Raw genomic sequence first — 14377 nt, 5'->3', positions numbered from 1 at the left:
CGATGGGCACGCGAGGACAATCAAAGGTGGTTCCACCCTGTGGAACATCAGGGTGTCAGTCGGCAACCCTGGCGTTTGTCCAGCCATTGGGCGCTGTGGGTTCGGCCCAGTCCGCTGACGATGACCAAGCGCTTTTCGGTGTTGTCGACGAAGGCGCTGGTGGGCACGTATTGCTTTACATAACCCTGGCAATACTCGGCCGGGTTGCCTTGCACATAACGGCAGGAGCAGTACTCCTTGGCGGTGTAGGCCGCGATGATGTCCGGGAAGGCTTGCAGGTTGGCCCGTTCGTGCCAAACCCAGCCCAACAGGGCCAGCATGAGCACGATCATCAGGCTGCTGAACGGACGACGGCGAATCATGGTTGCACCTGTTGGGCCACGGCGGCGAGCACACGTTTGAGCAATTCGTTATGGCGATAGCTGCCGTCGCGGTCATCACCGTAGCGCACGATCACCAGGTGTTCGTCGGGCATCACGTACAGCGCCTGTCCCCAGTGACCCAGGGCCGCGAAGGTATCGGCGGGTGCATCCGGCCAAGGCCTCGCGGCGCCCTGGACTTCGCGATTGAGCCACCAGTGACCGCCGGGGACCGCCTCGTCCTGGCCGGGCGTGTACTTGTCAAAGGGCTGGCGGTTGAAGGCTAGCCATTCCTGGGGCAGCAACTGGCGTTCACGCCAACGGCCGCCGCGCGCCATCAACAGACCGATCCGCGCCAGGTCCCGTGCGGTGAGGTAGGCGTAGGACGAGGCGACAAAGGTTTCGTCGGCGTCGCTTTCCCAAGTGGCGTTGCGGATGCCCAAGGGATCGAACAGCGCGGTCCACGGGTAATCGACATAGGCCTTGTGGCCGAGCATGCCTTTTAATGCGGCGGACAGCAGGTTGCTATCACCGCTGGAGTAACGGAAGGCCTGACCCGGCGCGCTGAAGGTACCGGTGTCGGCGGTGAACGTCGCCATGTCGGCGCGGCCGCGGGTGTAGAGCATCGCAACCACCGAGGATTTCAGCGGTGCGTACTCATAGTCTTCCTGCCAATCCAGGCCCGAGGCCCAGTGCAGCAGGTCGGCCATGGTCACAGCCGGATGCTGTTTCATCGGCGGGTAAAAACGCGCGGCCGGGTCGGTCAATTTGAAGCGATTCTCGCCATAGGCCACGCCCAGCACTGTGGCCATCAGGCTTTTGCTGATGGACCAGGTCAGGTGCGGGGTCGTTGTCGTGGTGGGCGCGGCGTAACGTTCGTAGATTACTTCACCGTCACGAATGACCAGCAGTGCGTCGGTGCGGATGCCCTTGCGGGTGGTGTCGTCACGGGGAGGGAAAGCGTAGTCGTCGAGGGCCCGGGTGGCAGGGCCGGTGAGTTGTGGGCCTTGGGACCAGTCTTTGATAGGCCAGGTTTCGGCGTGAGCCGTGACGGCGAACAACAGGGCGGCGCACAACAGGCCTTTGAACATGGACGGGGACTCAGGGGGGCATTCGAACCCGCGAGCCTAGCTGAGGTAAATGACGGTTTTGCGTCAGGCCAGGTGGGGGGACCGTGTGTGTATCCGTTGCTGCGGTAATGGACATGTACTCAGTCACATAGATACCAATGCTCCCAGCAGCCCCCCATCAGAATCGTGGCCAGAGCCCTGTCATCTAAGCGTCACCGTAACTTCATGGAGATGACACCGGGGTTACATAGCCTGACTTTGCACAACAAAGTCGACTGGCCGCAACCCTGGCCGGCACCTGGAGACTCGCCATGACTCAGATCGCCCGCATCAGCGACACCGGCAATGAACGCCGTCTGCAAGCCGAACGCCTGATCGGCGCCCAGGCGTTGCAGGAAGCCCAGGCCTTGCGTTTCAACGTGTTCAGCGGCGAGTTCAATGCCAAGCTCAAAGGCGCTGAACTGGGTCTGGACATGGATGACTATGATGTTCACTGCAGCCACATCGGCGTGCGGGACTTGAACAGCGGTCGACTGGTGGCCACTACTCGCCTGCTGGATCACCAGGCCGCCAGCACCTTGGGCCGGTTCTACAGTGAAGAAGAGTTCAGCCTCCACGGCCTGCGCCACTTGCAGGGGCCGATCCTGGAAATCGGTCGCACGTGTGTCGACCCGGCCTATCGCAACGGCGGCACCATCGCCGTGCTCTGGGGCGAGTTGGCCGAAGTCCTCAACCAGGGCGGCTACAGCTACCTGATGGGCTGCGCGAGCATTCCGATGCAAGACGGCGGCATCCAGGCCCACGCAATCATGCAGCGCCTGCGCGAGCGCTATCTGTGCAACGAACACCTGCGGGCCGAGCCGAAAAAACCGCTGCCAACAATGGACTTGCCGTCCAACGTCATCGCTGAAATGCCGCCATTGCTCAAGGCTTATATGCGCCTGGGAGCGAAGATTTGCGGCGAACCGTGCTGGGACGAGGATTTCCAGGTGGCCGACGTATTTATCCTGCTCAAGCGCGACGAGTTGTGCCCGCGTTATGCCCGTCACTTCAAGGCCGCCATGTGATGGGCCGGCTTCGGGTGTACGGGCGGATTGCCCGCGTGCTGCTGGTGGTGGCGCTGGGTTTGACGATGGCCAGCGTGTTTGGCCTGTTCGAGCGCCTGGGGGTGGCCAATTCCATGGTCCGGCGTCAGCGCTGGTCGCGGTTTTTCATGGCGCGGCTGGGTAATGCCCTGCCCTTTCGTGTCACCATTCAGGGTGAGTTGCCGCAACAGCCAATGTTGTGGGTCAGCAACCATGTGTCCTGGACCGACATTCCTTTGCTGGGCATGGTGGCGCCGCTGTCGTTCCTGTCCAAGGCCGAAGTGCGCACCTGGCCGGTGGCTGGTTGGCTGGCGGCAAAAGCGGGCAGCCTGTTTATCCGCCGTGGTTCAGGCGACAGCCAGTTGGTCCGCAAACAAATGACCCGGCATCTGGAGCAAAGGCACCCGCTGCTGATGTTCCCGGAAGGCACCACCACCGACGGCCGCGCCCTGCGCACCTTTCATGGGCGGCTGCTGGCCAGTGCCATTGATGCCGACGTGGCACTTCAGCCAGTGGCGATTCGTTATCTGCGCGATGGGCAGATCGATCCACTCGCCCCCTTTATTGGCGACGATGATTTGCTGTCGCACCTGATACGCCTGTTCGGCAATGACCAGGGCGATGTGGAAATTCATCTGCTCAAGCCGATTGCCTGTGCCGGTCAGGAACGGGCGGCGCTGGCGTTCCAGGCGCAGCAGGCGGTGCAGAAGGTGTTGTTTGGCGAGGTGGTACAACCGGCCAAACCACGGCGAGCGGGGGAATTGGTCGCCGCCTAAACAGTGTGCTCTGCGGCAAACACCTGCAACTGGGGATAAAACACCCGGAAGTCCTCACTCAACGGCTCATACAACAGCCGTAATTCCTGCATGGCATGGCCCAGTTCCTCGGGCCGTGTCAGGCGCCGGGAAATCCCCCGCAGCACCTGCTCCATCACCGCAAATTCGCGGTAGGAGCCCAACCAGTCATCCGCCGCCATATACGGTGCAATTTGCGCCAGTCGCTCCGGCAATTGCGGCTCGGCGGCCAGTACCCGGTAAACCTCGGTGGTAAAGTGCTCCAGGGGTTGATCGGCGTACAACGCCCAATCCCGCGCCAGGCAGTGATCGAAAAACACGTCGAGGACGATACCGGCATAGCGTCGCCGGGTCTGGCTGAAGCGTGACAGCGCCGCCCCTATCCGCGGATGACTGTCGGTAAACCGGTCAATGCTGCGATGCAGTGCAATGGCCGACTCGATTTGCGGGCTGAACTGGCCTTGCAGGCGCCCTTTGACGAAGTCGCCATAGAGGCTGCCCAGCAGTTGCGCAGGAAGTTGGCCGCCAAGGTGCAGATGTGCGAGATAATTCATGCCGAGCAGTTTAGCACTGCCATCAACGCATCGTTATAACCCGATATATCGATTTGATCTTCAGTAAGACCAAAAACATATTTGTATATCGGGATATAACGATTTAAAGTTCGCCTCATCGCGATATAACGTTTTACAAAACCCGAGCACTGCCATGTCCATTGACCTCGACGAAATAATAAAAGCCCTGGCGCACCCAGTACGACGAGACATTCTCAACTGGCTGAAAGACCCGAAAGTGCAATTCCCCGAACAACTGCACAACCACGAGTACGGCATTTGCGCCGGGCAAATCGACCAGCGTTGCGGCCTCTCGCAGTCCACCGTCTCGGCGCACCTGGCCACCCTGCAACGGGCAGGACTGATCTCCAGCCAGAAAGCCGGCCAGTGGCACTTTTTCCGACGCAATGAAGACGTGATTCAAGCCGTCATCCAAGCCATCACCGAAGAACTCAGCCCCCCGCTGTAACAGGACCCGACAATGCCTCTCTCGCTACTCATACTGGCCTTAAGCGCCTTTGCCATTGGCACCACCGAGTTCGTCATCATGGGCCTGCTGCCTGATGTAGCGGCCGACTTGGGTGTGTCGATTCCCGGCGCCGGCTGGCTGGTGACCGGTTACGCCTTGGGCGTGGCCATCGGCGCACCTTTCATGGCACTGGCTACTGCCAAGTTGCCACGCAAGGCCGCGCTGGTAGCGTTAATGGGCATTTTCATCATCGGCAACCTGCTCTGCGCCCTGGCCAGCGATTACAACGTGCTGATGTTTGCCCGTGTCGTGACCGCACTGTGCCACGGTGCCTTCTTTGGTATCGGTTCTGTAGTAGCGGCCAACCTGGTGCCAGCCAACAAACGTGCCTCGGCCGTGGCCCTGATGTTCACCGGCCTGACCCTGGCCAACGTCCTCGGCGTGCCGCTGGGTACCGCACTGGGCCAGGAAGCCGGCTGGCGCTCGACCTTCTTCGCCGTGACGGTAATTGGTGTGATCGCGCTGATCGGTCTGATCCGCTTTCTGCCGGCCAAGCGTGACGAGGAAAAACTCGACATGCGTGCTGAACTCAAGGCCCTCAAGGGCGCTGGCATCTGGTTGTCCCTGACCATGACCGCGCTGTTTTCAGCGTCAATGTTCACCCTCTTTACCTACGTCGCACCGTTGCTGGGTGATGTCACCGGGGTTTCGCCCAAAGGCGTGACCTGGACCCTGCTGCTGATTGGCCTGGGACTGACCGTGGGCAACATCATCGGCGGCAAGCTGGCGGACAAGCGCCTGGCAGCCACCCTGATCGGCGTGTTCATCAGCATGGCGGTGATCTCCACCGTACTGACCTGGACCAGCGTCGCGTTGATCCCGACTGAAATCACCCTGTTCCTCTGGGCCACCGCTTCGTTTGCCGCCGTGCCGGCGCTGCAGATCAACGTGGTGACCTTCGGCAAGGCCGCGCCAAACCTGGTGTCGACCCTGAACATCGGCGCTTTCAACATCGGCAACGCCCTCGGCGCCTGGGTCGGCGGCAGCGTCATCGCCCATGGCTTTGGCCTGCCCAGCGTGCCCTTGGCCGCAGCCGCCCTCGCGGTGCTGGCGCTGCTGGTAACGCTGATTACTTTTCGTCAGGGCGGCGATGCCGACCTGGCCCCTGCTACCAACTGATCACTAAAGAGAAGGGTGTATCCCATGACGACTATTTTCGATCCAATCAAACTGGGCGACCTGGAACTGTCCAACCGCATCATCATGGCGCCACTGACCCGCTGCCGTGCCGATGAAGGCCGCGTTCCCAATGCGCTGATGGCTGAATACTACGTACAACGGGCCTCCGCCGGGCTGATCCTCAGCGAAGCCACCTCGGTGACGCCGATGGGCGTGGGTTACCCGGACACGCCGGGCATCTGGTCCAACGACCAGGTTCGCGGCTGGTCCAACATCACCAAGGCCGTTCACGGCGCAGGTGGCAAGATCTTCCTGCAACTTTGGCACGTTGGCCGGATCTCCCACGAGTCGTACCTGAACGGTGAAACACCGGTCGCACCGAGTGCGATCAAGCCAGAAGGTCACGTCAGCCTGGTGCGTCCGCTGGCCGATTACCCGACGCCACGCGCTCTGGAAACCGCTGAAATTGCCGATATCGTCGACGCCTATCGCGTCGGTGCCGAAAACGCCAAGGCTGCTGGTTTTGACGGCGTGGAAGTCCACGGCGCCAACGGCTACCTGCTCGACCAGTTCCTGCAAAGCAGCACCAACCAGCGCACCGACAACTACGGCGGCTCCCTGGAAAACCGTGCACGGCTGATGCTGGAAGTGACTGACGCCGTGATTGAAGTCTGGGGCGCCGGCCGTGTGGGGGTGCACTTGGCACCGCGTGCCGATTCCCATGATATGGGCGACGAGAACCTGTCGCAGACCTTCACCTACGTGGCGAAGGAACTGGGCAAACGCGGCATCGCATTTATCTGCTCCCGTGAAAAAGAAGCCGGCGACAGCCTGGGCCCACAACTGAAAGCAGCGTTCGGCGGCCCGTACATCGCCAACGAACGCTTCACCAAGGACAGCGCCAATGCCTGGCTGGCCTCAGGCAAAGCGGATGCGGTGGCTTTCGGTGTACCGTTCATCGCCAACCCGGACCTGCCGGCTCGCCTGAAGGCTAATGCACCGCTGAACGAAGCGCACCCGGAAACCTTCTACGCCAAGGGCCCGGTCGGTTACATCGACTACCCGACTTTGGCGCTCTGATCCGCTAAAGCGCAAAAGCCCCGGCTTGTGAGAGCCGGGGCTTTTTTGCACGTCCGTTATCGTTAACGACCTTCACGAGCAAGCTCGCTCACAGAACGGCGGGAAACATTCCTTCACAGCCTTGCAACAATATCGCTACAAAATACTTAGTCGACTGCCTATCAACCCTGCGCCAGCCCATATATAAAGTCACTCCACAAAATCAGGCAAAGAGACGATTGACCTTCCTTGGTCTTTACTGTTGACACAACTAGACGCAATTACGCATTTTGTCTTAATCGCGCAGGCTAGGGCTCAAACGCAGCATGTCCAACGCGATGTCGACCCAACGCTCTGCCTCCTGGTGCAACTGAAAGCTGTCAGGCACCAGCAGCCACTGGCCAAGGATTCCGTCGATATAGGCATGCATGCACACCGCGGCGCGTACGGTGTCGAGATTCTCCGGAAGTTGCCCGCGATGGACCGCGTTACGCAGGGCCAGGCCGATGCGCAGGTTGCACTCCAGGCTGGCCGTCTGACGCTGACGGCGCAGATCACACATTTCATCGGTGAATTCGCACTTATGAAACAAAATCTCATTAATGCGCCGGGTCTTCGGGTCCAGGGCCACTTGATGGAACAGATGAATCAACAACTTGCGCATACAGCCCAGCGGGTCAACTTCATCCTCGCTCTCGCTGGCCCTGGCCATTTCATCCAGCGGCTCATGCAGGGTATTGAGCATCGCCTGCACCAGGTCGGCCTTGTTGCTAAAGTGCCAGTAGATGGCACCACGCGTCACACCTGCCAGCGCCGCGATATCCGCCAGCGTGGTTCGCGCAACCCCGCGCTCGTAAAAAGCCTGCTCGGCGGCCTCAAGTATCTGGCTGCGCGTTTCCTGAGCTTCCTCTTTGGTACGACGAACCATGGCAGTAAAACCTCAATCAGGACACTTGGGGTGGTCGACAACGACCATCTGAATAATTATGGGACAACACCGTCATGGGTGCCGAACGTACTAGAATCGAGGCTTTCAACGGAGAGTTGTGACGAATCCGGGAAACCTGTCAAGAGTTTACAAACAACCATGAACGTAAGTATATTGCGTAGCAAGCTACTTATCCACTCAGTGCCTGTTTTTTACCCTTCCACACTTCTTGTGCGCATCCTGCGTACCTGACCCGAGGATCTTCATGCAACTTAAGCCAGCTGTTACCGCCCTGGTCACTGCCGTCGCCCTGGCATCGCTGCTCAGCGGATGTAAAAAGGAAGAGGCGGCTCCACCCGCTCAAACCCCTCAGGTCGGCGTGGTCACTATTCAACCGCAAGCCTTCACCCTGACGTCCGAACTACCGGGCCGCACCACGGCTTACCGCATCGCGGAAGTTCGGCCTCAGGTCAACGGCATCATTCTCAAGCGTCTGTTCAAGGAAGGCGGCGACGTCAAGGAAGGCCAGCAGCTCTATCAGATCGATCCGTCGGTCTATGAGGCCACCCTCAAAAGCGCCCAGGCCAGCCTGTCGCAGACCAAATCGATTGCCGACCGCTACAAGCTATTGGTCAACGAGCAGGCGGTCAGCCGCCAGGAGTACGACACTGCCGTTTCCAACCGCATGCAATCGGAAGCCAGCCTGCAATCGGCCCAGATCAACGTGCGCTACACCAAGGTATTTGCCCCGATCTCCGGGCGTATCGGTCGTTCTTCGGTCACCGAAGGCGCACTGGTCAGCAACGGCCAGACTGACGCCATGGCAGTGATCCAGCAACTGGACCCGATCTACGTCGACGTCACGCAATCTTCCACCGAGCTGCTGAAACTGCGTCGCGACATGGAAAGCGGTCAGTTGGAGAAAGCCGGTGACAACGCCGCCAAGGTCAAGTTGACCCTGGAAGACGGCAGTAACTACGGCCTGGAAGGCAAGCTGGAGTTCTCCGAAGTCTCGGTGGACGAAAGCACCGGTTCCGTGACCCTGCGCGCAGTGTTCCCCAACCCTGACCACACCCTGCTGCCGGGCATGTTTGTCCACGCACAACTGCAGGCCGGTGTGAACAGCAAGGCCATCCTGGCACCACAGCAAGGCGTGACCCGTGACCTGCGGGGCATCCCGACCGCGTTGGTGGTCAACCAGGACAATAAGGTCGAACAGCGTGTACTGGTCGCCAACCGTACCGCCGGCGCCTACTGGCTGGTGGAAAAAGGCTTGAATGCCGGTGACCGCGTGATCACCGAAGGCTTGCAGTTCATCAAGCCGGGCATCGAGGTCAAGGTCACGGACGCCAAAAACGCCACGGCCGCCGGTACTGCTGCTCCTGCTGCCGCTGCTGGCAAAGGGGAGTAATTCATGTCGAAATTTTTTATCGACCGTCCCATTTTCGCCTGGGTAATTGCCCTGGTGATCATGTTGGTCGGCGCTCTATCGATCCTCAAGCTGCCCATCAACCAGTACCCGGCTATCGCTCCAACAGCGATCGACATCCAGGTCACCTACCCAGGCGCTTCTGCACAAACCGTGCAGGACACCGTGGTGCAGGTCATCGAGCAACAGCTCAACGGTATCGACAACCTGCGCTATGTCTCCTCGGACAGTAACTCCGACGGCAGCATGACCATCACCGCGACGTTCAACCAGGGCACCAACCCGGACATCGCCCAGGTTCAGGTGCAGAACAAGCTGAACCTGGCGACACCTTTGCTGCCGCAAGAAGTGCAGCAGCAGGGTATCCGTGTAACCAAGTCGGTGAAGAACTTCCTGATGGTGGTCGGTCTGGTGTCGGAAGACGGCAGCATGACCAAGGACGACCTCTCCAACTACATCGTTTCCAACATGCAGGACCCGATTTCCCGGACGTCTGGCGTGGGTGACTTCCAGGTCTTCGGCTCCCAGTACGCCATGCGTATCTGGCTGGACCCGGCCAAGCTAAACAACTTCAAGATGACTCCAGTGGATGTCAGCAACGCCGTCCAGGCGCAGAACGTACAGGTGGCCACCGGTCAACTGGGTGGCCTGCCTGCCCTGCCCGGCACGCAACTGAACGCCACCATCATCGGCAAGACCCGTCTGCAAAGCGCCGAGCAGTTCGAAAAGATCCTGCTGCGCGTTAACTCCGACGGCTCCCAGGTTCGCCTGGGCGATGTTGCTCGTGTTGAACTGGGCGGCCAGAACTACAGCATCAGTGCGCAGTTCAACGGCAAGCCGGCTTCCGGCATAGCGATCAAACTGGCGTCCGGCGCTAACGCCCTGGACACCGCCAAGGCCATTCGCACCACGGTTGCATCCCTGGAACCGTTCTTCCCGCCTGGCATGAAAGCCGTGGTCCCGTATGACACCACCCCTGTGGTGACAGAATCGATCTCTGGTGTAGTCGATACCCTGGTCGAGGCGATCGTCCTGGTGTTCCTGGTGATGTTCCTGTTCCTGCAAAACTTCCGCGCCACCATCATCACCACGATGACGGTGCCGGTGGTATTGCTGGGTACCTTCGGGATCCTCGCAGCCTTCGGTTTCACCATCAACACCCTGACCATGTTCGGCATGATCCTGGCCATCGGTCTATTGGTGGACGATGCGATCGTGGTGGTGGAGAACGTTGAGCGGGTAATGGCCGAGGAACACCTGTCGCCCAAGGAAGCGACGGTCAAGTCCATGGGCCAGATCCAGGGCGCCCTGGTGGGTATTGCCCTGGTGCTGTCGGCGGTACTGCTGCCCATGGCCTTCTTCGGCGGCTCCACTGGTGTGATCTACAAACAGTTCTCCATCACCATTGTCTCGGCGATGGCGTTGTCGGTACTGGTTGCCCTGATCTTCACCCCGGCCTTGTGCGCCACCATGCTCAAGCCGATCGATCCGGAAAAACATGGCCAGCCCAAGAGCGGCTTCTTTGGCTGGTTCAACCGTACCTTCGACCGTGGCGTACTGAGCTACGAGCGCGGCGTCGGCAACATGATCAAGCACAAGTTTCCATCGTTCCTGGTCTACATTCTCATCCTCGCCGGCATGATCTGGTTGTTCACCCGTATTCCGAGCGCGTTCCTGCCCGAGGAAGACCAGGGTGTGATCTTTGCCCAGGTGCAGACGCCGGTCGGTTCCTCGGCTGAACGCACCCAGATAGTCATCGACGACATGCGTGCTTTCCTGTTGAACGACAAGGAAGGTGAGCCAGGCGAAGGCAAGGCCGTGAAGTCGGTGTTTACCGTGAACGGCTTCAACTTTGCCGGTCGTGGCCAAAGCTCGGGCCTGGCGTTCGTCATGCTCAAGCCATGGGATGAGCGCGACGCATCGATGTCGGTGTTCGAAGTGGCCAAGCGTGCCCAGGGCTACTTCTCCCAAACCTTCAAGGACGCCATGGTGTTTGCCATCGTGCCACCGTCGGTACTGGAGCTGGGTAACGCCACCGGTTTCGACGTATTCCTGCAGGATCAGGGCGGCGTCGGCCACGAAAAATTGATGGCGGCGCGCAACCAGTTCCTCGGCCTGGCCTCGCAAAGCAAGATTCTTGCAGGCGTACGTCCCAACGGCGTAAACGATGAGCCGCAGTATGAGCTGACCGTTGACGACGAGAAGGCCAGCGCCCAGGGCATCAGCCTGGCGAGCATCAACCAGACCCTGTCGATTGCCCTGGGTGGCAGCTACATCAACGATTTCATCGACCGTGGTCGGGTGAAGAAGGTCTATATCCAGGGTGAGGCCGCTGGCCGGATGTCCCCTGAAGACCTGAACAAATGGTACGTTCGCAGCGACTCCGGGAAGATGGTGCCGTTGTCGGCCATTGCCTCGGGCCAATGGATTTTCGGCTCACCGAAACTCTCGCGCTATAACGGTGTAGCGGCGATGGAAATCCTCGGTACACCGGCACCGGGCTACAGTACCGGTGACGCGATGGCGGAAGTCGAGCGTATCGCCAAGCAACTGCCGGCGGGTGTCGGTTATGCCTGGACCGGCCTGTCTTATGAAGAACGTCTATCCGGCTCCCAGGCACCTGCGTTGTATGCCCTGTCGCTGCTGGTAGTGTTCCTCTGCCTGGCTGCACTGTACGAAAGTTGGTCGATCCCGATCGCAGTGGTACTGGTAGTACCGCTGGGGGTTATCGGCGCACTGATGGCAACCAGCATGCGGGGGCTGTCCAACGACGTATTCTTCCAGGTGGGGCTATTGGTGACGGTGGGCCTGGCGGCGAAAAACGCCATCTTGATTGTCGAGTTTGCCAAAGAGCTCCACGAACAAGGCAAAGGCATCGTCGAGGCGGCTATCGAAGCCTCCCGGATGCGCCTGCGCCCGATCATCATGACCTCCATGGCGTTCGTCCTCGGCGTACTGCCGCTGGCGATCTCCACGGGTGCCGGTTCAGGCAGCCAACACGCCATCGGTACCGGGGTAATTGGCGGCATGATCACCGCCACTGTCCTGGCGATCTTCTGGGTGCCACTGTTCTTCGTAACCGTGTCAGCCATCGGCAGTCGGAAAAAGACTGACACTACGCAAACTTCTAAAGAGGCTGGCCAATGAGCAAGTCGCTACTTTCCCTGGCAGTTACGGCATTCGTGCTCAGTGGCTGCTCGCTGATACCTGACTACCAGCGCCCCGAAGCGCCGGTGGCCGCACAGTTCCCGCAAGGGCCGGCGTATTCGTCGGCCCAGGCGCCGAGCCAGGCCGCTGCCGAACAGGGCTGGAAGCAGTTTTTCCATGATCCTGCCCTGCAACAGCTGATCCAGACCGCGCTGGTGAACAACCGTGACCTGCGTGTCGCGGCCCTGAACATCGACGCCTATGCCGCGCAGTACCGCATCCAGCGCGCCGACCTGTTCCCGGCGGTTTCGGCCAATGGCAGCGGCAGCCGCCAGCGGGTTCCAGCACGGGCCTCGCAAACTGGCGAAGCGGGCATCACCAGTTCGTATTCGGCAACCCTGGGCATCAGTTCCTACGAGCTGGACCTGTTCGGTCGAGTTCGCAGCCTGAGCGAAGAAGCGCTGCAGAAGTACTTCGCCACCGAAGAAGCCCGTCGTACAACCCAGATCAGCCTGGTGGCCAGCGTGGCCAATGCCTACCTGACCTGGCAGGCCGACAAGGAACTGCTGAAACTGACCCAGGACACCCTGGGCGCGTTCGAGGAGAGCTACAAGCTCACCTCCCGCAGCAACGAAGTCGGTGTGGCTTCGGCCCTGGACCTGAGCCAGTCGCGCACCTCGGTGGAAAACGCCCGGGTACAACTGGCGCGCTACACCCGCCAGGTGGCCCAGGACGAAAATAGCCTGACCCTGCTGCTGGGCACCGGCCTGCCGGCGAACCTCGTCAGCAAGCCATTGGCTGACGACCTGTTGAGCGAAGTACCGGCAGGCCTGCCTTCGGACCTGCTGCAACGTCGTCCCGACATCCTGCAGGCCGAGTACAACCTCAAGGCCGCCAACGCCAACATCGGTGCGGCACGGGCTGCGTTCTTCCCGAGCATCAGCCTGACCGCCAATGCCGGCACCCTGAGCCCGGATCTCGGTGGCCTGTTCAAGGGCGGTTCGGGGACCTGGTCGTTCGCACCGCAGATCAACATTCCGATCTTCAACGCCGGCAGCCTGCGCGCCAGCCTGGATTACTCGAAAATCCAGAAAGAGATCAACGTCGCGAACTACGAGAAGTCGATCCAGACCGCGTTCCAGGAAGTCTCTGATGGCCTGGCGGCACGTGAAACCTACAACCAACAGTTGCAGGCCCAGCGTGACTTCGTCACCGCCAACCAGGACTACTACCGTCTGGCCGAGCGTCGCTACCGCATTGGTGTCGACAGCAACCTGACCTTCCTCGACGCCCAGCGCCAGCTGTTCAGTGCCCAGCAATCGCTGATCACCGACCGCCTGGCGCAGCTGACCAGCGAAGTAACGTTGTATAAGGCTCTCGGTGGCGGCTGGAGTGAACAAACGGCGAAGAGTGAGCCGTTGAAAGAAGAAGCACCGGCACTGAAGTTGTTCTGATCTTGCTGTTGTAGATAAAACCGCTTCCCTTACCGGAAGCGGTTTTTTTATGCCATTTCATTGACCACCGCTGATCAAAGGTGGGGCTGGCTTCTCTACGATGGCCATAGGTATCTACCTATCTTTTTACGGGGGTTGTCGCGGGCTCGCTGAGTACATATCCGTTATTTGGGTAACGGCTGATATGGGTTCCGCTCTTACAGCGGCTCACTTTTGGAAAGACCCAAAAGTAAGCAAAAGGTCTTCGCCCCACCACTCGGTGCCTCGCCTAGGCTCGGTGTGCCCTCTCTCCGGCCAGCGTGGTTAACGGGGCGCCTAAGATCAAGATCAAAAGCAGATCAAAAGCAGAGCACGGCGGCCTAGTAGCCGACCTGAGTGGTTAGATCAAAAACAAAGCCTGGGCGACCTGACAGCCGACCTAATCTTGGAAACTGAACTCGGTCAAATTGTGGGAGGGGGGCTCATTACATCAGGTAGCTGTGGTGGTGCTCTGCTTCTGCCCTGCTTTTGCTTCAACCACTCAGGTCGGCTACTAGGCCGCCGTGCTCTGCTTTTGATCTTGATCTGACAGGCCCCGTTAACCACGATGGCCGCACGCCGAGCCTAGGCGAGGCACCGAGTGGTGGGGCAAAGCGTTTTTTGGTTACTTTTTTAGGCGTTTGTAAAAAAGTGACCCGCCGTAAGGGCGGAACCCTAAGTGGCCGTTACCGCAGCAACGGATAGATACTCAATCTACCTGAAGAAGCACCAACCCGAAGACCATCAAGACAACCCGCATCAAGTCTTGCACCTTGCTTTCTGCCGAACCTTTCAGGGTAAAATTGGTAACAGATTCTTACAGACCACAGAG

12 protein-coding genes are annotated in these 14377 nt (G+C 59.8%); 8 read left to right on the top strand and 4 right to left on the bottom strand.

The annotated features are described in order from the left end of the window. Positions 1–47 precede the first annotated feature (47 nt). Positions 48–362 carry an amidase gene (locus tag ACZRJ6_RS12135; protein WP_463968295.1) on the bottom strand — a complete coding sequence of 105 codons (315 nt, stop codon included), beginning with the start codon at positions 360–362 and terminating at the stop codon, positions 48–50. Then, positions 359–1450, bottom strand: a complete 1092-nt coding sequence (locus ACZRJ6_RS12130) for a serine hydrolase domain-containing protein (RefSeq protein WP_463968294.1) — start codon at positions 1448–1450, stop codon at positions 359–361. The genes ACZRJ6_RS12135 and ACZRJ6_RS12130 overlap by 4 nt, the downstream gene beginning before the upstream one ends. A gap of 290 nt (positions 1451–1740) precedes the next feature. Between ACZRJ6_RS12130 and olsB the strand changes: the two genes are divergently transcribed. Together olsB and ACZRJ6_RS12120 are read left to right on the top strand one after the other, a co-directional pair. Next, positions 1741–2496 carry an L-ornithine N(alpha)-acyltransferase gene (olsB, locus tag ACZRJ6_RS12125; protein ID WP_463968293.1) on the top strand — a complete coding sequence of 252 codons (756 nt, stop codon included), beginning with the start codon at positions 1741–1743 and terminating at the stop codon, positions 2494–2496. Beyond that, positions 2496–3290 (top strand): lysophospholipid acyltransferase family protein, encoded by a 795-nt coding sequence (locus ACZRJ6_RS12120; protein WP_463968292.1) that lies wholly within the window; start codon positions 2496–2498, stop codon positions 3288–3290. The genes olsB and ACZRJ6_RS12120 overlap by 1 nt, the downstream gene beginning before the upstream one ends. Here ACZRJ6_RS12120 and ACZRJ6_RS12115 read toward each other — a convergent pair. Then, complete coding sequence (locus ACZRJ6_RS12115; RefSeq protein WP_463968291.1) at positions 3287–3862, bottom strand: acyl carrier protein phosphodiesterase; 576 nt, start codon at positions 3860–3862, stop codon at positions 3287–3289. The genes ACZRJ6_RS12120 and ACZRJ6_RS12115 overlap by 4 nt on opposite strands. Positions 3863–4016: 154 nt before the next feature. Here ACZRJ6_RS12115 and ACZRJ6_RS12110 point away from each other — a divergent pair, with 154 nt between their 5' ends. From ACZRJ6_RS12110 to ACZRJ6_RS12100, 3 genes are read left to right on the top strand one after another with little or no spacing between them, the layout of a single operon-like run. Next, complete coding sequence (locus ACZRJ6_RS12110; protein ID WP_133099323.1) at positions 4017–4331, top strand: ArsR/SmtB family transcription factor; 315 nt, start codon at positions 4017–4019, stop codon at positions 4329–4331. A 12-nt stretch (positions 4332–4343) separates the two neighbouring features. Then, positions 4344–5510, top strand: coding sequence for an MFS transporter (locus ACZRJ6_RS12105; protein ID WP_463968290.1), 1167 nt, complete (start codon positions 4344–4346; stop codon positions 5508–5510). Between the two features lie 24 nt (positions 5511–5534). Further along, positions 5535–6590, top strand: a complete 1056-nt coding sequence (locus ACZRJ6_RS12100; RefSeq protein WP_463968289.1) for an alkene reductase — start codon at positions 5535–5537, stop codon at positions 6588–6590. Between the two features lie 274 nt (positions 6591–6864). On the opposite strand, the gene emhR is transcribed toward ACZRJ6_RS12100, so the two are convergent. Next, positions 6865–7497 carry an efflux system transcriptional repressor EmhR gene (emhR, locus tag ACZRJ6_RS12095; protein WP_463968288.1) on the bottom strand — a complete coding sequence of 211 codons (633 nt, stop codon included), beginning with the start codon at positions 7495–7497 and terminating at the stop codon, positions 6865–6867. A 265-nt stretch (positions 7498–7762) separates the two neighbouring features. Here emhR and ACZRJ6_RS12090 point away from each other — a divergent pair, with 265 nt between their 5' ends. From ACZRJ6_RS12090 to emhC, 3 genes are read left to right on the top strand one after another with little or no spacing between them, the layout of a single operon-like run. Beyond that, positions 7763–8908, top strand: coding sequence for an efflux RND transporter periplasmic adaptor subunit (locus ACZRJ6_RS12090; RefSeq protein WP_463968287.1), 1146 nt, complete (start codon positions 7763–7765; stop codon positions 8906–8908). Between the two features lie 3 nt (positions 8909–8911). Further along, on the top strand, positions 8912–12073 hold the full coding sequence (locus ACZRJ6_RS12085) for an efflux RND transporter permease subunit (protein WP_463968286.1): 3162 nt from the start codon (positions 8912–8914) through the stop codon (positions 12071–12073). Continuing rightward, positions 12070–13527, top strand: a complete 1458-nt coding sequence (emhC, locus tag ACZRJ6_RS12080) for an efflux RND transporter outer membrane subunit EmhC (protein WP_463968285.1) — start codon at positions 12070–12072, stop codon at positions 13525–13527. The genes ACZRJ6_RS12085 and emhC overlap by 4 nt, the downstream gene beginning before the upstream one ends. The last annotated feature ends 850 nt before the right edge of the window (positions 13528–14377 follow it).

Source organism: Pseudomonas sp. C321 (genome assembly GCF_055407105.1).
Note: the sequence above shows the minus strand (reverse complement) of the source record. Positions and strands in the feature narration are given on the sequence as shown.